The organism is Polystyrenella longa (genome assembly GCF_007750395.1).
Lineage (GTDB): Bacteria > Planctomycetota > Planctomycetia > Planctomycetales > Planctomycetaceae > Polystyrenella > Polystyrenella longa.
In genome coordinates this window covers 885,068-904,998 of the sequence record NZ_CP036281.1, presented here as the reverse complement: position 1 = coordinate 904,998, position 19,931 = coordinate 885,068, and the positions used below count along the sequence as shown (strand labels likewise).

Below are 19,931 nucleotides of genomic sequence, written 5' to 3'. Positions count from 1 at the left end.
TTCTTCAGTTTATTTCCAACTGTCGGCCCGCGGGTTGGTGGTGTCGATTTCCTTCAGTTTCTCATAAAGTTCGTGGACTTCGGAAGAGGGTTCTTTGGGAACGACGATTTTAATCACCACAAACTGATCTCCCCGTTGCTTGGTGCGAGGGTTGATGACGCCCTTCTCGCGTAGTCGAAGTTTCGCTCCACTGGATGTACCGGGAGGAATGGTCATGACGACTTCCCCTTCGGCGAGCGTGGGGACTTCCACTTTCGCACCCAGAACGGCTTCGGCCGGAGTGAGTGGAAGATCGATCAGAATATTCGAGCCTTCCCGGCGGAAGTAAGGGTGTTTGCTGTATTTGACGGAAACCATCAGATCGCCGTGCGGACCGCCATGACGACCGGGGTGCCCTTCTCCGGCGAGACGGATTGATTTTCCGTATTCAATTCCGGCGGGAACTTTAATGGCAATCGACTCCCGTTTGCCATCGCGACTGAGCGTAAGTAGATGTTCGCCTCCTTCGGCCGCGACGTGAAAAGGGACTTCGATTTCGAGTGGGATGTTTTCCCCTTTTTGGGGACGCTGCGGCGCCTGTGCTCCGCCACCGAATCCACCTCGATCCGAATCGAAACCGCCCCCTCCGCCTCCGCCAAAAAAGCTGCCGAAGATATCACCCAGATCGATCGGGCTTGCTCCCGGGCCGCCGGCTCCCCCGCCACCGCCGAATGGGTTTCCACCGCCAAAGGGATTGCCTCCCCCCCGGCCTGCCTGGCTGGTGTGGGTTGTGCCGAATCGGTCGTACTGAGCGCGTTTATTCTCATCACTCAGTACGGAGTAGGCATCCTGAACTTCCTTGAATTTCTCGGACGCTTTTTCATCCCCTTTGTTTCGGTCGGGGTGATACTGCTTAGCGAGCTTCTTGTAGGCTTTGCGGATATCGTTCGCCGACGCGGTCCGGGAAACACCGAGAGTTTTGTAAAGATCGTCCTGGGGCATGGAGGTGGGTATCTAAGGAATCAAACAAGCTGGAAAAGAAGGAAATTCAGACAACGGTGGACATTATACGCAGGAATCGGCTGGGACAACAGGTTCGGAGGTGGTGGAGATTTGGTCAGAAATCGAAGAGGCATCACATATCGCCAAGCAGGTTTCGCTGGTATACTAGCACCGCTGCTCTTTATCCCCCTCTCACTGTTTGGAGAAATAGAAATGACGGTTTGGCCGCCGCGAGAATGGAATCGGACCGAAAGAGTTCTGGTTGTTGCGGCTTTTGTCAGCCTCCTCATGCTGGGGACCGCTATAGGCTGGCCTTACTGGCGCCATACAGAAAGAGAAAGACTGGTCGATGATATCCGAAGTCTGGATGCCACGGTTGAACCGAGATATCCACAGAGATTAATCACAGGTTCTCGGAATTGGTGGCCGGAAACTCCGAATTTCTATACGGTCACCGTTATCGATACTACCGAGGAACAACTTCGGGAAATCGTGATCCTGACGAACCAATTGCCGGTTTCCATTTCCTTAAACATCGAAGACTCACCTGAACTGGAGTTGCTGGATTTTCCTGAGATCGAATTGAAATTCAACCAGTTAATTCTTCAAAACAATTCCAACTTGAAAGATGTGGAATCCGTCGCGAACGCGACAAATCTCAGAAGTTTGAAAATTAAGAATTGCCCCGTGGAGACGGAATGGAAGTTCTTGAACTCACTGACCAACCTGCAAACCCTGGTTATTGAAAACAGTGGAGAGATTAAAAGCGATCAGTATTTCAAACAGTTAACGATGTTAAGTTTTCTCGCGATCGACTGCGACATGAGACTGACGGATCTCGATTTTTTGCGTCACATGCCACTTCTGACAGTTTTGGAAACGGGCATTTCAGTGGATCAAAAGATAAAAGCGAATCGCACTGTGGCGAAATTGAATAACATTGATGGATTAGCACATTGTCCGAAGTTGTATCTTCTCAATCTTGCTGGCTGTGAGATGGATGCAACCGTTCCTGATCTGGATAAAATGTCGCAATTGAAGTTTGTGGAAATGGGAGGGGTTCAACAACAGGAGTCGCTCGACTTCTTAAAGGATGGACAAAGATATGTCTCCGTCAAATTAACTGACTTCACAGGCCTGACTGATATTTCCCGGCTGAAAAACTGTAGTCTGGAAGGTCATCTGGATTTACAGGGGGCGACTAATTTAAGCGATATCACCGTTTTGATTGAAAACCCTGCCATCCTGAAACCTCTGAAAGGAGGCCTCGATCTGAGAGGCACCTCCGTTCCCGAGGAACAGATTGAACAACTACGACTCGTTCATCCGAATTTGATCATCTCGTCTGATTTCATCAAGAAGAAATGACGGTTGCAACGCGGTTCCCAATTTAAGATGATCCACGCATGATTTGATCACGCTGCTCGTTTGAACTTCCAATTGGATTCTTTTGCTATGACTGACGCTGCCACTCCGCTCGAAATGTCCTGTGAACAGGTGAAAGCGAAACTGGATAACAACGACGATTTTCTGCTGCTCGATGTGCGGGAAGAGGATGAATATCAGACAGTGCACGTGGAAGGAGCAACACTCGTCCCGATGAGCCAGATTCAGGATCGTGTGGGTGAGTTGGACCCCCAGAAAGATAGCGAAGTTGTCGTGTACTGCCATCATGGAGGCCGCAGCATGAAAGTGATGCTCTGGTTGCGAAAACAAGGCTTCAGCAAGGCGATCAACATGTCAGGGGGAATTGATGAATGGGCGGAGAAAATCGATCCGAGTTTGCCTCGGTATTAGATCTTGTTTTGAATACCGATAGTGAAGAAGCCCTTACGAAGTCTTCAAACGATTGTTCGAATCGCTGTGTGATATTGCAGGGAACGTATGATTGAATGCTCTGTAATCGCACTGCTGGACAAGCCAGACAGAGTGGCACTCAGACAGAGTGGAGTACAGCGAGTGGCACCCGCGAAGCTTAAGCCAGAGTCGAATCTGGAAAATGAACGTACAAAGAAAAAACCCGCATGCAAAGACTTCTGCGTGCGGGCTTTTATTGTATCTGAACCGAATTTTCTGACTCAGAGCATCCGGGGTCTTTAATCGGCGTTCTTGCAGTCCCCGCCGGAGTCGGCCAGAGAAGCTTTCTGCTCGGTGATGACTTCGCATTCTGGTGCTTTTTCGGCATTCAGTTCGACGAAGCTGGACCATTGTTCGGGAAGATCATCTTCCTGGAAGATTGCTTCCACGGGACACTCGGGAATACATGCTGCACAGTCGATGCACTCATCGGGATTGATGTAGAGCATATTATCGCCTTCGTAGAAACATTCTACCGGGCACACCAGCACGCAGTCGGTGTATTTGCAGTTCATGCAAGGTTCTGCGACAACATGAGTCATGAGAAACTCCTCCTGTTAAAAAAAGCCGCCAAGTTCCAGAGTTATCGGTCAATCAGCACCGGTCAGGAAACAGAACCTCGCGGAATATCTATGTTCTGAGTGAAAAAAATACTCGGTGAATCGCTTTTGAATTCAATTCTTGAATTTCTCCCCTGGAAATCAGCAGAAAAACTCATGTCCCTATTATTAAAGAGATAGAGGCGACATTTCTGAAGACGAAATTTAGCGAGAGAGTCATGCTAAATGTAGTTCTGCCGATACAGATCGTCAAGCCCGGTACATGGCGAGAACCCGTCAGTTTAAGTCTCATTTGACACTTACTACAGGAGATCGTTGCTGCAGACCCTAACATCAAGAATCCCGATTAATTCGCACACTGAGTTGAGATTTTGTCTCAATAAAATCACCCCTAGCCTGGGCTCCTCTATGAGTGACACCAGCTAACAGATCGGGTTCTCCTCATTTGATGAATCTGGGCTATTTTCTTTTTATGGTAATTTGAGGATATGATATTATAAAACGAGACAGAACGAGTTACGGTTATTGAAACAGTTCATGAAAATTGACCGGTAAAAATGGCCTTAAATCTGGTTGAATAGGAGACGACAGTGTCTGATAAATTCGTACAGCAATTTCTGGGAGCAACTAATACTAAAGAGGCACTCGAATGGCTGCAGACTTCGCCCGGCCCAGGGCAACGTTTTTTGGGAGAAGGACTTTCGCAGGAACAAAGCATTGAATTTGTACAGCAATTCTATGACGCAGGGGCTCAGGAAGTGCTGGCTGTTGAAATCGATGACTATGAGGGAGGCTTCGAAAACACCGGTAAGCTAGTGATAGAACTTCCAGAGGAATCAGACTCTCGCGCCGTTCTTCTAGACATGATCGGAAAAATAGCCGTCGAAAAAGGATTCGAACCAGATCAAGACAGTGGACAACAATATGTTTTCCTAATGCTCGACTGAGCCGCTCGTCCCAACTACCTCGCATCCAGCCAGACCGGCTGTGAGAAATTCCGCGACAGCTGATGAAGACGCTGGAGCGACCCCTCGCCGTCATAGCTCACGATTCGAAACCGAGACCGCAGCGGGTTCTGTTTGCTGATTTCAAAGTCGCCCAATACCAGCGGAGCCCAGCAGAAATAAGGTTTGGCTGGGTGCAGACGAACGGGTATGGGAGCACGGAAATTGTGCTCATGAGAGATCAAAACAACGCCGGCAGTCCCCCTTCCGAGTTCCCCCTGCATACGGCACCAATTCGGACGACTATGGTTCCCGTCTTCCCGTTTCATACCGAGACTGGTTAAAAAAAGATTGGGATCGCGGCCCAACCACGATTCATTTCCGCGAATGGCAAAGCCACCATAGTGATACTCCAGAATCTTCAGTGGCTCGTCCGTGGCTGCTTCTTGAACAGATTCAAAATCAATAATGTAGGGTAGGCTATTGTCATTCGTGTCTGGTCCAATGTCATACACGCGGAGCTTCCAATGTTCGTGCAGGACGTCGATTGGGTTTCCGGAAGTGAGATCGACGTGAGCAATTTTCACTTCGATTTCGGCGAAGACGGGACCCTTTCCCATGGCTACAATTTTCCGATGCTCAATGCGTCCCTGTTCTGCGGACTGATTCCAGAAGTCGACCTTCCTCCCCTGAAAACTGGTGTTCGTCCAAGCGTACATAATTCCGTGTTGATGAGGATGGTCTGCGGCGAAGTCTCCCGTGACTAATTTTCCTCGGGGCGTATAGAGGGGATGCAGATAACCGCTGCGTCGGTAGATATTACTTTGCCCCATGGGAGGCTCAAGGGAGTCAGTGCGATAGCGAAAGACTTCCCTACCGCGATTACTCACGACCAGACATCCTTCTTTCTGCACGATGTTGAAGACTGCCGATGCTGCCTGGACGGGAGGAACTGCTGACACGGTAAAGTCGAGTGTCTCCCCTTCTTTGATCTCGCGCGGAAATAATCCAATCCACTCTTCACCACTTTTTTGTAGTGGGATTTTCGTTCCGGTTTCGGCTTCCACTAATTGAAGAGACTCGTCCGCATCGGTCTCTTGTTTGACGAAAAGGGGTGTTCCGGCGGGAACACCGGTCGGAGCTTTCCACACGATCGAATGCTCGGCGGCAGAAGCGTTGTCAGTCGAAGCGATAAACGAGGTCGACAAAATAAGACTGAGCAGGAGCACAAAGAATCGATTGGATCGCAAAGCAGGATCTCCAGCGGAATGATTGGGAAACAGAAATGCTCCCTCTATCATGCGCGATTCTCGAACGAAACGAAACCGGTTTCAGGAAGAGTTTTTACCAGAGCAGCAGAGTCTTAGCTATTCAGCCAGCGAACGGCCTCATTCCGATCCTGGAACTGAGACCACATCTGGTTCAAGTTCATCGCGTCAAGTACGACCTGCATGTCTTCGGACGCACCACACATCGCCGCTTTGCCCCCGCGCCCTTTCACCAGCGAGGAGAGTCGCACCATACTGCCGATAACGACGGAACCGAAGTAGTTGGCGGCGCTGAAGTCGATCATCACGTGATGGACCGGTAATCGCTCGAGCTGATTGAGGATCATGGTCAGCTCCCATTTAACGTCACAGTCCTTGAAGGCGACCGCGTCTCCAACCGGAGTGACGACCAGCACTCTGGGCTGCACTTCTACCGGGAAAACTTTATGCGGCATTTCCATCAGGATAGGACCTTCGAATTGAACGGCTGATCGCAACATGAATCACCCCCTTTTCCAGTGTGAAGGAAAACCACCATCGACTGAACAGGTCAGGCAGTGAACCCGCCCATCGTCAGGACACGGTTGTCGGGAATCTGAATTCAGCGAATCGTATCGAGAGCGGGCGTACCGCTCTGTCAGAACCGCGTACTTATTATCCTGTTTACTCTTCTGTAGAACAACCTCTCTCAGCATGGGGATTGTCTCTTTTTAAACTGTTCAGATAAGTCGGAAATGTTAGAAATTCAGGTGAGGAAAGCGCAATACAGGTGGGAAGGACTTAAAACCGCAACAACCTCGGGGAGAGGTTTCTGATGATCGAAGGAAGGAATCTGTTTTGAGGGGAAAGCGGGAAACAGACGAGTCGTGTTAATTCTGCGGTTCACTCCGTATAGGTTTATTACGTATAAAGGAGTTGGAGATCCGTTAGAATTTTGAGAACGGCTCACGAAGATCGCCAAAAGCTGGCCCGATTGACCCGACCGAGATGTGAACAAATTGTCACACCTGCTCCTTTCTTATTTGCATTTCTTACAGTCTGAAATTATATGAAACTTCATTCTCTGGAAACTCATTTGAACCACCTGGAAGAACATACGGGCTGGTTGAATGATTTCGACCACGCCATCGCCCGCCTTTCTTCCCGGTTGATCGAAATCCGTCGCCACCTGCATGCTCATCCGGAACCCAGCGGGGAAGAAATTCAGACAACGACCTACCTGACCGAATTGCTGCAAGCTGTCGGCCTGAATCCAGTGGTGAAACAGAACGACATCGGCCTGACTGTCGATTTTGAAATCGGTAACCCGGATCCGACGACTCCGCTGATTGCGATCCGCGCAGATATTGATGCATTACGCATTCCGGATGAAAAGCAGGTCCCCTATCGCTCCCAGAATGATGGCGTGATGCATGCCTGCGGTCACGACGCCCACTCCACAATTGTCACCGGCATTGGCCTCGCCGCCATGGGAGCCGAACTGACCGAAGGGGTCACCAACGTACCTGCGGCACGGGTCCGGCTGTTGTTTCAACCGGCTGAAGAAACCTGTCAGGGTGCTCGCTGGATGATCGAACAGAATTCACTGGACGGAGTCGCCGCGATTCTGAGTCTGCATATGGAACCGGAACGGGCCGTCGGCGAAGCTGCTGTTCGATATGGAACAATGACGGCCAACTGCGATGAAGTTCAATTGACCGTGACTGGTCACGGAGGCCATGCCGCCAGACCGCATCATACGTCGGACCCCGTAGCAGCTTCGGCTGAACTGATCATGGCGCTCCATCAGTATCTTCCCCGCTCGGTCGATTCCCGCCATCCGTCAGTCTTTTCTGTGGGTCAATTGATGGGAGGTTATGCTCCGAACGTCATTCCCGAGACAGTCGAGATTCGAGGTTCCCTTCGCACGATTCAAGCCGACACTCGTGAACGATTACACCGCCGCATTCGTGAAATCGCCCATGGAGTCGGAAAGACAAGTGGCACCCTCATTGATGTCGATTTCCATAATGCCCTCCCTTCGATCGTCAATAACAACGACGCCACCCGCTGTCTGGAATTGGCCGCCATGCAAATTCTGGGAACCGAGAACACGAGTCGGATTGATCAACCCAGTATGGGCGGAGAAGATTTCGCCCTTTATCTTGAGCAGGTTCCAGGAGCCATGATTCGCTTGGGCTGTGCCCGAGACATAAGCGACCCCACGTTATTGCACTCCTGTCGCTTTGACATTGATGAAACGGTTCTCTCTCTGGGAGCACGTATTATAATGCGTTCCGTGCTGTTGCTGGGACATCAACTTGAAACCACTTCCGGAGAGTCGTTATGAACGCGATTTCGTTTACTCAAAACGATTACCCCACGCTGGGTGTCGAAATCGAATTGCAACTAGTCGAATCTAACACACTCGCACTGTCCAACTCGATTGATGAAGTCCTCAAGGCACTGCCCGAGGAATTCCATCAGTTCGTCAAACCTGAATTGATGCAGTCCTATCTTGAAATCAACACACGCGTCTGCCGTACCGTGGCTGAAGCGGGCAACGACTTGCGTACCACGTTGGAAGCCACCGAAAAAGCGATTGAAGAACTCGGTTTGAAACTCTTCTGGTCGGCGACCCACCCGTTCTCCTCCTGGCGGGAACAAGAAATTACGGTTAATGACCGGTACTATCGTCTGGTCGATTTGATGCAGGATATCGCCCGTCGGCTATTAACCTTTGGCCTGCATGTGCATGTCGGTGTTGATACTGGTGACAAGGCGATTATGGTCAGCGAACGGATGCTCCGTTATCTCCCGCTGTTGCTCAGCCTGTCGTCGAACTCCCCCTTCTGGGAAGGACGGAATACAGGAATTCATTCTAACAGATCCGTCATTATGGAGGGACTGCCCACCGCCGGACTGCCGCATCTGGTGCGAAACTGGAGCGAATACACCTGGCTCATTAACCACTTGATCAACACCGGTTTCATCAATTCCATTCGCGAAATCTGGTGGGACATCCGACCGCATCATAACTTCGGAACGGTGGAAGTTCGTATCTGCGATATGCCAGCGAATCTGAATCAGGTCCTGGCGATCACTGCATTCGTCCAATGTATGGTGGTGGCTTTATCAGAAGAAATTGATTCGGGAACTTACCAAGCCGATTATCACCCCATGATGGTTCAGCAGAACAAATGGCGTGCGACCCGTTACGGTGGCGAGGCTGAACTCGTCAATCACGATACGTTCCAACAGCAGTCTGTCCATGAACTCACGTCCCACCTGGTCGACCTGCTTCTTCCGACGGCAGAAAAACTCGATTGTGTCCCGGAACTCAAATCAATTTTAACGCTGCACAACGAGACTGGAGCATCACAGCAACTCGAAATCTATGACCGAACCGGTTCTCGGAGAGAGGTCGTTCGGGAAATGGTGCAAAAAAACAACTGGCGAACCCTGCCGCCGCTGCGATAATTCCGTTGAGAAACGGAAACACCAACTCCCCTACCCTAAGCCAACTATGCCACCTGCTGACGAACCACACAGCAAGCCGCTTGATCCGGAAAACCCGTACGCGCTGCTTCACAAAAAGCTGGATGAATTGCCCACCACCTCCGGTGTTTACCTGATGAAGGATAACCGCGGCGTGGTGATCTACATTGGCAAAGCGGTCAACCTGCGCAGTCGCGTGAACAGCTATTTCACGAAGGCGGCACGCCTTGATCGCCGGACAGCGGATCTCGTTCCTGAAATCGTTGACTTGGAAACCATCGATACCGAAAGCGAAGTCGAAGCATTGCTGCTGGAAGCCCGGCTGATTAAAGACACTCAACCCCGGTTCAATTCCGAGCTAAAGGACGACAAGTCGTTCCCTTATCTACAGATCACTACCAACGAAGACTTTCCTCGGATCGAATTCACCCGTACTCCGAAATTAAAAGGGACCAAGCTTTACGGTCCTTTTACAAACGCCAAAAAACTTCGTGGAGCCATTTCAGTCCTGCAGAAAGTCTTTCGATTTCGTAACTGCACTCTCGACATCGAAGAGAACGACGAAAAGTGGCGTTGGTTTCGTCCCTGCCTGCTCCACAGCATCAATCAGTGTACCGCGCCCTGTAATTTGCGAATCACGAAGGAAGAGTACAAAAAAGACATTAAACATCTACGCATGTTTCTCGATGGAAACAAAAAGAAGGTCCTCAAAGATTTGATGAAGGAGATGGAAGAGGCCTCCAAAGAATTGAAATTTGAAAAAGCAGCCCGCCTGCGAGATCAGATTAAATCACTCGAAAACCTGAACCTGCGCGGAGACATTGAAGAACATGCCCAACCTGAAGTTTTTTACATCGACCCCAAGAAAGGTGTCGAGGGACTCAAACGCGTGTTCAAGCTCGATCACCTTCCACGCCGCATCGAAGGCATGGATATCGCCCACTTGCAGGGAGGCCAGACCGTTGCCAGTCTGGTTCAGTTCATCGATGGCTTGCCTTTCAAACATGGTTACAAGCGATATAAGATCCGCACCGTCCAGGGAATCGATGACTTCGCTTCCATGCGGGAAGTAGTCAGCCGCCGTCTGCGCCGGCTGGAGCAAGAGGGGGAACCATTTCCTGACATCCTGCTCATCGATGGGGGCAAAGGGCAGTTAAACGCCGCACTGTCCGCGATGCGTGCCATCGGGGTCGATCCCCCCTTCACCATTTCGCTGGCCAAGAGAGAAGAAGAAGTTTACGTCCCCGGCGAATCCGAACCTCGCCGCCTCAGCCGCCACTCCTATGCACTTCGCTTGCTTCAATATGTCCGCGACGAATCTCATCGCTTCGCCCAGCACTATCATCATCTGTTGCATCACAAACATACGTTCGATGAGTAAGCCACAGCGGAACGAGATCCTGTCCAGGATAAGTGTGGCGGCTCTCGGTCCCGAAAAGCCCTGAAAAACAGTAGGCTACGCCGCCAGAACACGCTACGGTTATCTGGAATGCGCTCTAAAGTTTCTGAAGTAGGCCCAGCAATCGTTGTCGGAATGCCTCAATTGAGAAATTGGCGTTTGCCCAAACCATCCCCGCTTGCGATATCTGCTGGCGTGTTTCAATATCCTGCAGCATTTCAATCGCGAGTTCAAATTCCGCTGGATGGTGACAGAGAAACCCTGTATCGGAATTGATCTGTTCGACAAATCCACCACGGTCGTCAACAATCGGTATCGTCCCCACTCGCATCGCTTCCGCCACTGTCCGACCGAAAGACTCTGTCAAATCTGGATGATGATATAACATCGCATCCCAACGCGCGACATGTTCTCGCGCGTCCCAATTGGCTTCCCTGAATAAAACCTCTCCCTTGCAAACTTTCGTGAGTTCAGGCTGAAAGCGCATGGGGCATCCAATGAATTCCCAAAGGACTTCCGGAAATTTCCGAGCGAGCAAAGCATAGAATGGAATCAGTGCCTGCGGCCATTTGCGAACCGTCGGTGTGCAAATGCGACCAATCGTCAACCGTGAATGCGTCTTCTTTTCTTCTTCATACCTTGCGGTCAGTGGAACACCTTGCCAGCAAACGAATCCATCAGACTGCCCTCGTTTGCTAGTCAGCCAGTGAGAACAATTCATCTCAAAGTCGGCCTGCATCGGCTGTATTTGAGAATGCACATATTGCACTGAGGGAATCACCTGCGGTACTTCAACGACTGCCGGTCCGATGTTGTGCATGAGAACTAAGTCAGGGCGAACAGCCATGACTTCTTTATGGGAGAGGTGACGCCGATAAAGAAGTTGTTCGACTCCCGCGCAAGCGTTAAATCGCTCACTCGTCTCTCTCGTCGGTGGAGAACGAAAACAAATCACATGCTCGCAATCGGGTAATGCACGAACGACACTCCAGGTACAAGCAGCAGTTCCCCCTACGATGTTTCCGACATTACAAACCTGAAGTAAACGCAATATCGGGGCTCCTGTTTTTGACCTGTTTCCATTTTAGACGAAAGAGTTTCCGGTCCCGCCGCCACTGTTGTCGATGCGTCGGTTCGAGATGAGCCGTTCGGTGCCCAAGATGCTCCAAGCCAATATCACCAATGGCTTTCAAGCAACTCGAACCAAACTCTTCTCGCATTCGAAGTTGAAAATCGGTATCCGAAAAATAAGTTTGAAACTGCTCGTCAAACCCACCGATTCGATAGTAATCCTCAACGAAACAGGAGAGAGCCCACCCTTCCAGCAATCGAATCGTCTCATCTTCTGGAAGTTCTTCATTCAATGATCCCACTGGCACATTCGGTTCGATTCGATAACGTACTCCCGTCATTCGTGCCGTTTTCGTATTGAGTGGTTCCAACATCGCTTCAACTGAGGGAGTCCGAAAGAGCACGTCATTGTTAATAAACAACACCGCTTTGGTACAAACCTGCAGTGCTCCCAGATTCCAGGCCGCGGTCACTCCTGCCTGAAACTGGGTAACCAACCGGACACCTGGCGGCTTCAGACGATCAAAGCGTTCCACTTCCTCCATCGTCGACCCATCATCCACCACGACAACCGGCCACCGTTTCGATTCAACCCGCCTTAGTGAATCCAGACAATCAAGCGTCAGTTCAATGTGACCACGTTGGGGAATCACCAGAGTGCTGTCCATCATTAACCTTCTTCCTTAACATGAACAGGTACTTGCTCCATGTGTTGCGCTTGCAATCGAAGTTGACCGGCCCCTGCTGCTCGTGGTTTTTTATTTTCAAACCCTTCTGCTTCAACCAGAAACTCGTGTTGATTATCACGTTTTCTTTGAGGTTCCGGCGACTCTCGGGACTGATCAACCGGAGGTTTGAAATCTCGCATTGGTCCACGAAAATCCACACGTCGGTCCGTCAATTGTCGATACAGTCCATCCGTTGTCTCGACAGCCGGGTCGCCTGTCTCGTTCTTGATTTCGAAAGCCGCCTCGTCGAGCGAAAGGTATGGAAAATAGTCATTCAACCGACTTTCAGGTGTCACGGAAACAAGCCTGAGACCGGCCAGACTCATTGCCCGGCGACATAACCGCAAGTACTGAGCGATGCGAAAATAGTGCGACTCCGCACTCGCTGCTGCCTTTAGTGATTTCGTTTCGGCGAAGTGATATTGCTCTTCCCGTTCGACCGATTCCAGTTCTTCAACCGACAAACCTTTCTCCTCGCAGCGTCTCAGAAAGTCTTTGAGTAACTCACCCGATTCATAAACAACCCCTGCCTCGCGAGCACGTGTCTGCTGAGCGACAGAAGGCTGTACTCGCATTTCGCATCCCACCAGAAAGAGGGTGCGAAACCCAAGTCGATAGAGAATATCGATGGCCTGAACCATCGAATCCGACCAGTCAACAATCCCGGAATGGTGCGGTGCCAGAAAATCGTGAAACTGCCGATCTCGTTGTCGATCAAAGAAATAGAGGTTAGGGCAATCGCAAACTTTAAAAGAGGATTCCGGAACCAGGTCGAGCGCACGCCTCTTATGCACAAACTTGGTAATACCGGCATCAAAATAAATAGACTTATGAAAGCGCGTCGACGGATCATAAGATGTCCAGAAGGTGGGACGAATCAAACCTGCCCCGGCCAGATTGATGCACATTCGTGGACTCGGCGTTTGTTGAATGATCTTTGCTGATTCTTCAGTCAGCGATGGCCCTCCACCGATCAACCAGCATGAAGTCGATGTCGACCCGGCAAACATGTTTTCCAACGAGGCTGGAGTTTCACTTCGATCCGTATTCATACGCACAAACAAGTTTGACATTTTTTCTCTTCCTCAAACTACAGGCAGTTGATCTGAAACGATTCAAATTCATGGGGAGTCTCGGCGTCATCATCATTGTTCGCATACAATCCGAATGCCGCCGATGTTAATGTGACACCTGTCGTCGATACGGTCACTCCTTCTGTTGTTGCTGTGATCGTACTTCCGTTACACTCCGCAGAAATCGTGAACGTCGCTCCCGGCGCAAGACTGACAGCCTGGGTATCAAGTATCGAAGCGGTTCCTCCCGTTACTTTCACGAGTCGAAGACTGGAGGCAGAAACCAACGCTGCATAATATGTATTGATGGAAGCCACTCTCAGTACCAGCCCCACCGAACCCAACCATTCGATATCACCACGAAACAAGAGCGTTCCTGCCTGAACAGATGCCGACACCACAACATTCGTCTCTCCATTACCCAGATACGCGATTCCACTACCACTCCCGATTGTTTTGAATTGTGCGCAACCGGAGAAAATCTTGAACCCAGAATTCGAATCGGCCCACACCACACCCGAGGGCGCAATATCTGGTTGATGCGAGGATAAGGCTGTTCCATTCGTATCCACGAAGTTATCCAGAATCGCTTCTGCGCATAAATCGCTTCCCGAAGAAACCCCACCAGAACCAGAAGACCACCCGCTCCAATCGCTGGAGAAACTTTCTCCCGATGAATTGGAAGTAGTGGAACTTGCTTCACCACTCGACAGCCCACTACTGTCGCCGCTCCCCGATGATTCTCCGGTCGAATCTGTGTCTGAATCACTCTCTTCAGCGGAATCGGAGCTACTCAGTTCTGTTTCTTCTGTCTCGCCGCTTGAAATACCATCGGATCCACTGGACGACCACAATCCAGAACTCGATCCTGTCAAGTCCGACCCACTGGATAAAGACGATGACATTGCATCCGACGACGATACCTCAGATGACGAGACCTCCTCTGAAGAATCCTCCTCGCTGGACTCGTCACTATTATCACCCGAACTGAGTGATCCCCCATCTGAACTTCCTTCGGACGAAAAGGTAACCACTCCTCCCCCACCCAAACCATTCAGCTCCCATCGTTCATCATGTTCCGGCTCTGGCCACAGTTCCTGGGGCGCTTCTGGGCCAACGGAAAGTTCGTATCGGGGTACAGCATCAAACTGTACCCGGACTGTTTCCACTGCTGCGGTCACCAATTCGTTTCCATCACGATCCTCCAACCGGACGGCGCCCGCCCAGGGAAAAATCAGATTCTCCATTCCAGCCACTTCGATCTCATAACGAGAGGTCGGACGGGCATAGACGCGAAAGAACTCTCTCACAAATTGATGCGCATCGGTTTGGGAACGAATCCACGGTATCCACATTCGAATCCGTCGATCACCGTATTGCCCGCGACTGAAAGGTTGCACATAAGTCCCCCGCCAACGATAAAACCCCGCCGCAGGAACCTCTGAATTCAATTCTCCGTCATAGATATAATCGCCCGTCAGTAACAGCCGGTTGTAAACCTGGTCGAGATTTCGCACCTCTCTGAGTGACAATAAATTGTCTCCCTCCCGCAGTGTTGTCTGCACTGTCGTCCCGCTGGGTCGAAAGTAGAATGCTCCCTTCGCATTCACTCCCCAGGCGGCGTCACGATTACGCATCGCCAACTCCTTAAAAATTGACCGCAACGACTCTTCTCCGCGAAACTTAACACTCATTACAGGCGAATCAACCACAAGCGGACTGAACTTCTCCGCGTCAAATTCAATATGCGTCACCCCTGCGGCATATCGCTGTATCAATAGCCAAACGAGGTCAGCAGTCTGGCTTACTACATCCACAGTCTCTTCGGAGTAGTCCGGATCGCCCGGAAAAAGATCCGTCTGTGCGAACCGATGCGGAGGCACGTTGTAAGCGACAGTTCGACTAAATCCGCCTGGGAAGATCTCTCCCAACTCTACCGCCATCCCCGTCAACCGACACAAGACACCCGCCGGACTTCGCGACTCCCGTTCCTCCACGCGTCCCAGATACCAGCGTGTCCCACTCTCCGGTTCAAAGGAAATCCAATCACCAATTTCAATCTGATATCGATCCGCGAAATCATTTTTCAAGACCAGTTCGCCCACACCACACCCACCGCGACGATGCAACTCAAACCAGCAACCCGAGATCGCCTGAGTAGAAATCTCACCAACATAGTCATTCGGCCCGGGCGAATAGTGTCGCACTCTTCGTTCAAACGTCATCTGTCCTCACCCTTTCTTTTGAACTTTCTCAAGAGATGTGTGGCAGTTCCAGGACGACCATTAGTCATCTGCAGGATCAGTCAGGTAGATCACCGGATCTTCCGCATGCACGATCAGTGAATAAGTAAACAACTGCGGTCGCGACAAATCATATTCAAACTCAACCGTGCTGCATTTTTTGAATCGCCGATACCCATCAGTCTCAACATCCCGATACAGCACTAAACTGTATTTGGAACTCTCTCCGTCGACATCCAGCAATCCACGCAGGCTCAATATCGTCTCCAGCATGTCCACTTCGGAGACTTTTAACTTGCCCCCTTGCGAGTCGACTTCACCTTCAAGCAGAATCTCCACTCCTCGTTGCGAATGCCCCGTCACCTGGTCGCCATCCCGCAGCGGAACTTTGAATTGCTCGAAGTCCCACCCCTCCTGTAACCGAACTGACCGCACTGGTCGCGGTAACTCATACAGTTCTCCTCCCTGATAAATCGCCGGACGAAATTCCAACATTCTCTCATGCTCCTTCCGAAATCACCGACGGTCTCAACCTCGACGCGTACGCAGCTTCAATCGATCTTGTCGGATCGATTGAAGTAATTCGCTCATCGGCACCGGTTGCGACAAATTAAAAGTAAACCCACCGTAATGGTGAACGTCGGACCGATTCCTGTTCTCCACCGTCTGCTGACCCAACTGACGAACACCCTCTCCCCGTCCCTCATTTAACCGATCCAGGAGATTCCTCCCCAACATCTGCACTACAGGTCTTTGAAGGACATATTCACCCGCCGTCAGCATCGCCGGAACTCGATCAATCCCTCCCGGCCCCGAAACCATTCCACCACTGGCAAATTGACGAATCGGTCCAGGAGAAGCTCCTGTATTTCCAGTCACCCCACCAGCTAAACCTCCCGTTGCCCCTGCACTCGCCATCGCCGCAAGTTGTTGTAGCTTGAGCATCAACAGATCGATCACCTGACTGACCCGCTGCAATCCCGCCAACGCTGGCGAGACATCCAAGGTCACCGGGTACTGCGACAGCCAGACCAACTGCTGTCCGATCTGCGTCAACAGCTGGTTTACTCCTCGCAGTGGTCGTGAAAGTGACCCCACCTGTCGGGCCAATCGCGAAAACAAATCATCAAACTGCCCCACGCGTTTCAACCGGTTCTCAAAATCTGTCAGACTACGAACGACCTTCCCCAACTCCCGATCCAATCCCCGACTGTCACCCACAATCCGCACCGTTAACGACTCACTGAAATCTGCCATCATTCCTCCACTCTGACTTGAAGCCTGCTACCACTCGCTTTCTCTTTATCTTGGCAAGTCAGATACGACTCACCACAGGGGCAACTTCAAAATCTCGACCATCAAACGAAATCAAATTGAAATCCTCCCCTTCGCTCATCGTCAGCGACTCCCGATACACCTTAGCGAAGACAATTTTCTCGCTGGCAACCCCCGCCGGATCAAGCAACGTAAATTCAAAGTGCAATGTATCCTGCTCTCCATCCGCCGAGGTACTCGTTGCTTCTGTTCCCGAGGCGAACGTCAACAATTCGTAAAGCTGTAACGGATCTCCCCTCGACTCCACCTTCCCCATCAACTGAGTCCACTTCGCGCTGAACGAAATGGAGATCGATTCCTCATCCCCCTTCCGCGTATGCCCTGCGCTGATCGATCCTCGATCCTTCACTTCGATCGTATTCGTCCGCTCCGTCCAGGTCAGGTCGCCTTCATCCAGAAGGACCGTCATCGACAAAGGTGTCGGCGTTGTTCCATCTTTGACAACCAGTTCCCCATCCCGCAAATTCCTGACAATACTACTCACAGCCATCGCTTTAGTTCCTTAGTCGCAGTTGTTTCTAAAATTTGATTCCGCTGATTCGCTCGAATTGAACCCAACTTCACTACACCAGTTCCTGGGCCATCCCCCGCCACTCGACCAACGCATGACGCAGTTGCGATCCATGCTGATTTAATTCTTCCCGGCTCAACTCTCGCACTTCGGGCTCATACAGGCTGACATAACCGATCAACGGTGCTCCGGATTCTTCGTAGTCGTGTACCTCCATCGTCGTCCGTGTATACACCGGCAAGACTTCGTCCACCAACCGATGCAAAACCGGCCCCGCTCCCACCCCTCGCGAATAAACATGAACTTCCACACTCAACCGCTGTAACTCCTGCTGACCACTTCGCTGCACATATGGTTTCCAGAATTCCGTCCGCCATTCCAGCCAACCCGTCAGCGCGGAAGTATCCAGCCGCATCCCGGGAAAACTGGTAGGCACTTCGATGGTCGTCTCTTCCTGCCAATGCTTCATCAGACTTGAGGCAATTGCCATCTGTTTCATCAGTCAACTCCTCCGTCTTAATTTCTGGACAACGCGCTGCAACGCACGTCGCACCATTGCTGCGGGTGTCCTGTTTCGCGTGCCATACTCCAGATAGTTAATGTATTCCACGCCATTCCTCACTCGAAGTTCGCTCCGATTTTTCGATTCCACTTCCTGCAACGATCCTGCTGCTCGCCCTTCCTGAAGAGCAAACGAATCTCCGCGACCACTGCTCCATCCCACAGGAGACTCACCGCCCAATCTAAGTAAACTCACCAACCAGGCTGCTCGAGTCCGTCCTGTCTCGACCGGGTTAAATTCCACCGTTTCCCGCAGCGTCTCCCGAGCGACATCCTCCGCCAACTCCCGTCTCTGTTCTGGAATCTGTTTCCGACGATATTGCTCGATGCTCTTAAATATTTGAGTGCGATGAACTTCAAATTTCATCCACAAGTTCCTCCATCCGTCGACAACTTAACTGCAACAAATTCGCTCCACGCTCCTCGACTCCTTCAATCCGATACCACTGGCCCGCATGTTTCAATCGCCCGTTATTCACCACGACATCAAACGGGTAGTCTTCTTTTTTTAGAAAGAACGACATCCTCCCCTCAAAATGCTGCCCCGCCGTTCCTTTCGTCACTCCGACGTGCGCCACCCCCGGTATCGCCACGGCAGGCGCATCTTCATAAGTCTCGTTAACCAACTGAGACTCCACATCAAACACCTCTGCCACTGCCCGTAACGTGACGTCCGTCCCCCAGTCCATAAAACAAAGTTCCAGGTCTTCAGAGATCAACACACTTAAATCCGTCATTCATCCACCTCAGTCTATTTCTATTCACGCTTATTCAGGATTCAAGCTACTCTGGTTCCACATACTGAGACGTCTCCCAACCAGGTCGTTGTCGCAAGATCCCGTCATAAAATTGCCGAGCTGCCAGCAACGCTTTCAGATTCGCAGCCCGATCCATCGTCCGCCCTTCTGCACCACCCACGCCATATTTCACCGCCGACAACTTTCCATCCCGGAGCAGATTCACAATGTCGAGGTCAATCTGCGCGACGACTCCCCTCAGCTGTTCATCTGATAACTCTTCACCTGTCACCTCATCCAGATTCGGTAAATCAGCCATTCCCCATCTCCCGTTCTTCCAGTTCCCGCAACAACTCGTACCCAATCCATTCCATCTGTTGCCGGTAATCAGCACCAAGCAAATCTGCGGACGATAAATTCAATCGTTCCCGGCATCGCCATAAATAGTATTCCGCCGTCCGCGGTCTCTTCAGGTTATCGTGGACGCTCCCCTCTCCGTAAAAAACCGACGTTCACTCTGCTCCACATGCTGGTCGAATAAATTGCTCAACTTCCCGATCTCCTGGCATAGGTACAGCAAATCTCCCGCTCGAAATCGTGCCGCCTCCAGTTCCTGATACAAGGTGTCCGCATAGGCACACCAATCACTCTCCGCCCCCTCAGGAGGTTTCGACTCGAACTCAACATCCGGGTCTCCTTGCAATCCTTCCGCAACGATCAACACCGCCACGCGTTGATGGAACAAATCGATCGCCAATCGATAATCGCGATCCTGCTCATTCACAGAAAACACCGCATCGCCTCGTTCATCCCGCAATGGCTTACCGTTCGAATCTCGGGCCACCCGTCGCGGTGGCAACGGCATTTCTAATCCATGCTCTTGCAATCTCCGCTGAAACCCCAATGGCAAAGGCCGGATCCGCAACCGCAAACTCTCACCTCCAGGACGCGGTAACAAGACTTCCGCCGCAAAATCATTCTGTTCGGCCGCACCCTTAATCTTCATAATGTTGCTCTCCTGAATTGAATCTGTTCCAAATTGCGATATTGGCTGTCTGGAAATCTGTCGAACAACCCCCGAAAGGAGAAGTGGCCCACTCCGCTCCAGCATCCCTGCTTCCGCTCGAACATCACTGCTCTTCGAGTAGAACCACTTCTCCCCCCTGCGACGATCCCCGTGATCTTC

At 51.1% G+C, this 19,931-nt stretch carries 22 protein-coding genes; 6 read left to right on the top strand and 16 right to left on the bottom strand.

Features of this window, described 5'->3' with window-relative positions:
- Positions 1-9 precede the first annotated feature (9 nt).
- On the bottom strand, positions 10-981 hold the full coding sequence (locus Pla110_RS03385; RefSeq protein WP_144993248.1) for a DnaJ C-terminal domain-containing protein: 972 nt from the start codon (positions 979-981) through the stop codon (positions 10-12).
- 213 nt (positions 982-1,194) lie between these two features.
- Between Pla110_RS03385 and Pla110_RS03380 the strand changes: the two genes are divergently transcribed.
- Positions 1,195-2,349 (top strand): leucine-rich repeat domain-containing protein, encoded by a 1,155-nt coding sequence (locus Pla110_RS03380; protein WP_144993246.1) that lies wholly within the window; start codon positions 1,195-1,197, stop codon positions 2,347-2,349.
- A gap of 87 nt (positions 2,350-2,436) precedes the next feature.
- Positions 2,437-2,778 (top strand): rhodanese-like domain-containing protein, encoded by a 342-nt coding sequence (locus Pla110_RS03375; protein WP_144993243.1) that lies wholly within the window; start codon positions 2,437-2,439, stop codon positions 2,776-2,778.
- Between the two features lie 299 nt (positions 2,779-3,077).
- Here the strand turns inward: Pla110_RS03375 and Pla110_RS03370 are convergent, their stop codons facing one another.
- Entirely contained in the window at positions 3,078-3,380 is a 303-nt protein-coding gene (locus Pla110_RS03370) for an indolepyruvate ferredoxin oxidoreductase subunit alpha (RefSeq protein WP_144993240.1), read from the bottom strand.
- A 608-nt stretch (positions 3,381-3,988) separates the two neighbouring features.
- On the opposite strand from Pla110_RS03370, the gene Pla110_RS03365 reads away from it, so the two are divergent.
- Positions 3,989-4,345 carry a hypothetical protein gene (locus Pla110_RS03365; RefSeq protein WP_144993237.1) on the top strand — a complete coding sequence of 119 codons (357 nt, stop codon included), beginning with the start codon at positions 3,989-3,991 and terminating at the stop codon, positions 4,343-4,345.
- 14 nt (positions 4,346-4,359) lie between these two features.
- Here Pla110_RS03365 and Pla110_RS03360 read toward each other — a convergent pair whose 3' ends face one another.
- Together Pla110_RS03360 and Pla110_RS03355 are read right to left on the bottom strand one after the other, a co-directional pair.
- Positions 4,360-5,592 carry a DUF6807 domain-containing protein gene (locus Pla110_RS03360; protein WP_197440478.1) on the bottom strand — a complete coding sequence of 411 codons (1,233 nt, stop codon included), beginning with the start codon at positions 5,590-5,592 and terminating at the stop codon, positions 4,360-4,362.
- Between the two features lie 113 nt (positions 5,593-5,705).
- Complete coding sequence (locus Pla110_RS03355; protein WP_144993232.1) at positions 5,706-6,110, bottom strand: STAS domain-containing protein; 405 nt, start codon at positions 6,108-6,110, stop codon at positions 5,706-5,708.
- 548 nt (positions 6,111-6,658) lie between these two features.
- Between Pla110_RS03355 and Pla110_RS03350 the strand changes: the two genes are divergently transcribed.
- The 3 genes from Pla110_RS03350 to Pla110_RS03340 all read left to right on the top strand — a co-directional run bounded on the left by Pla110_RS03350 (position 6,659) and on the right by Pla110_RS03340 (position 10,468).
- Positions 6,659-7,939: an amidohydrolase gene (locus Pla110_RS03350; protein WP_144993229.1), complete on the top strand. Its 1,281-nt coding sequence runs from the start codon at positions 6,659-6,661 to the stop codon at positions 7,937-7,939.
- Entirely contained in the window at positions 7,936-9,069 is a 1,134-nt protein-coding gene (locus tag Pla110_RS03345; protein ID WP_144993226.1) for a carboxylate-amine ligase, read from the top strand. The genes Pla110_RS03350 and Pla110_RS03345 overlap by 4 nt, the downstream gene beginning before the upstream one ends.
- A gap of 154 nt (positions 9,070-9,223) precedes the next feature.
- On the top strand, positions 9,224-10,468 hold the full coding sequence (locus Pla110_RS03340; protein WP_390620508.1) for an excinuclease ABC subunit UvrC: 1,245 nt from the start codon (positions 9,224-9,226) through the stop codon (positions 10,466-10,468).
- 115 nt (positions 10,469-10,583) lie between these two features.
- On the opposite strand, the gene Pla110_RS03335 is transcribed toward Pla110_RS03340, so the two are convergent.
- The 12 genes from Pla110_RS03335 to Pla110_RS03280 all read right to left on the bottom strand — a co-directional run bounded on the left by Pla110_RS03335 (position 10,584) and on the right by Pla110_RS03280 (position 19,751).
- Positions 10,584-11,537 (bottom strand): glycosyltransferase, encoded by a 954-nt coding sequence (locus Pla110_RS03335; RefSeq protein WP_144993220.1) that lies wholly within the window; start codon positions 11,535-11,537, stop codon positions 10,584-10,586.
- Positions 11,515-12,228: a glycosyltransferase family 2 protein gene (locus Pla110_RS03330; protein WP_144993217.1), complete on the bottom strand. Its 714-nt coding sequence runs from the start codon at positions 12,226-12,228 to the stop codon at positions 11,515-11,517. Before Pla110_RS03330 ends, Pla110_RS03335 begins: the two co-directional genes overlap by 23 nt.
- A complete protein-coding gene (locus Pla110_RS03325; protein WP_144993214.1) occupies positions 12,228-13,358 on the bottom strand; it encodes a motility associated factor glycosyltransferase family protein in 1,131 nt (376 codons plus the stop codon). Before Pla110_RS03325 ends, Pla110_RS03330 begins: the two co-directional genes overlap by 1 nt.
- A 17-nt stretch (positions 13,359-13,375) precedes the next feature.
- Entirely contained in the window at positions 13,376-15,583 is a 2,208-nt protein-coding gene (locus Pla110_RS03320) for a hypothetical protein (protein WP_144993211.1), read from the bottom strand.
- 60 nt (positions 15,584-15,643) lie between these two features.
- Complete coding sequence (locus Pla110_RS03315; RefSeq protein ID WP_144993209.1) at positions 15,644-16,096, bottom strand: hypothetical protein; 453 nt, start codon at positions 16,094-16,096, stop codon at positions 15,644-15,646.
- A gap of 33 nt (positions 16,097-16,129) precedes the next feature.
- The gene (locus Pla110_RS03310) at positions 16,130-16,861 is read right to left on the bottom strand and encodes a hypothetical protein (RefSeq protein WP_144993206.1); all 732 of its coding nucleotides are present in this window, start codon (positions 16,859-16,861) and stop codon (positions 16,130-16,132) included.
- A gap of 55 nt (positions 16,862-16,916) precedes the next feature.
- On the bottom strand, positions 16,917-17,426 hold the full coding sequence (locus Pla110_RS03305) for a hypothetical protein (protein WP_144993203.1): 510 nt from the start codon (positions 17,424-17,426) through the stop codon (positions 16,917-16,919).
- Positions 17,427-17,499: 73 nt separating this feature from the next.
- Positions 17,500-17,946 carry a hypothetical protein gene (locus Pla110_RS03300; RefSeq protein ID WP_144993191.1) on the bottom strand — a complete coding sequence of 149 codons (447 nt, stop codon included), beginning with the start codon at positions 17,944-17,946 and terminating at the stop codon, positions 17,500-17,502.
- 3 nt (positions 17,947-17,949) lie between these two features.
- A complete protein-coding gene (locus Pla110_RS03295; RefSeq protein WP_144993189.1) occupies positions 17,950-18,375 on the bottom strand; it encodes a hypothetical protein in 426 nt (141 codons plus the stop codon).
- Positions 18,365-18,745, bottom strand: coding sequence for a hypothetical protein (locus Pla110_RS03290; protein ID WP_144993186.1), 381 nt, complete (start codon positions 18,743-18,745; stop codon positions 18,365-18,367). The genes Pla110_RS03295 and Pla110_RS03290 overlap by 11 nt, the downstream gene beginning before the upstream one ends.
- A gap of 46 nt (positions 18,746-18,791) precedes the next feature.
- The gene (locus tag Pla110_RS03285; protein WP_144993183.1) at positions 18,792-19,064 is read right to left on the bottom strand and encodes a hypothetical protein; all 273 of its coding nucleotides are present in this window, start codon (positions 19,062-19,064) and stop codon (positions 18,792-18,794) included.
- Between the two features lie 150 nt (positions 19,065-19,214).
- A complete protein-coding gene (locus tag Pla110_RS03280) occupies positions 19,215-19,751 on the bottom strand; it encodes a hypothetical protein (protein ID WP_144993180.1) in 537 nt (178 codons plus the stop codon).
- Positions 19,752-19,931: the final 180 nt, after the last annotated feature.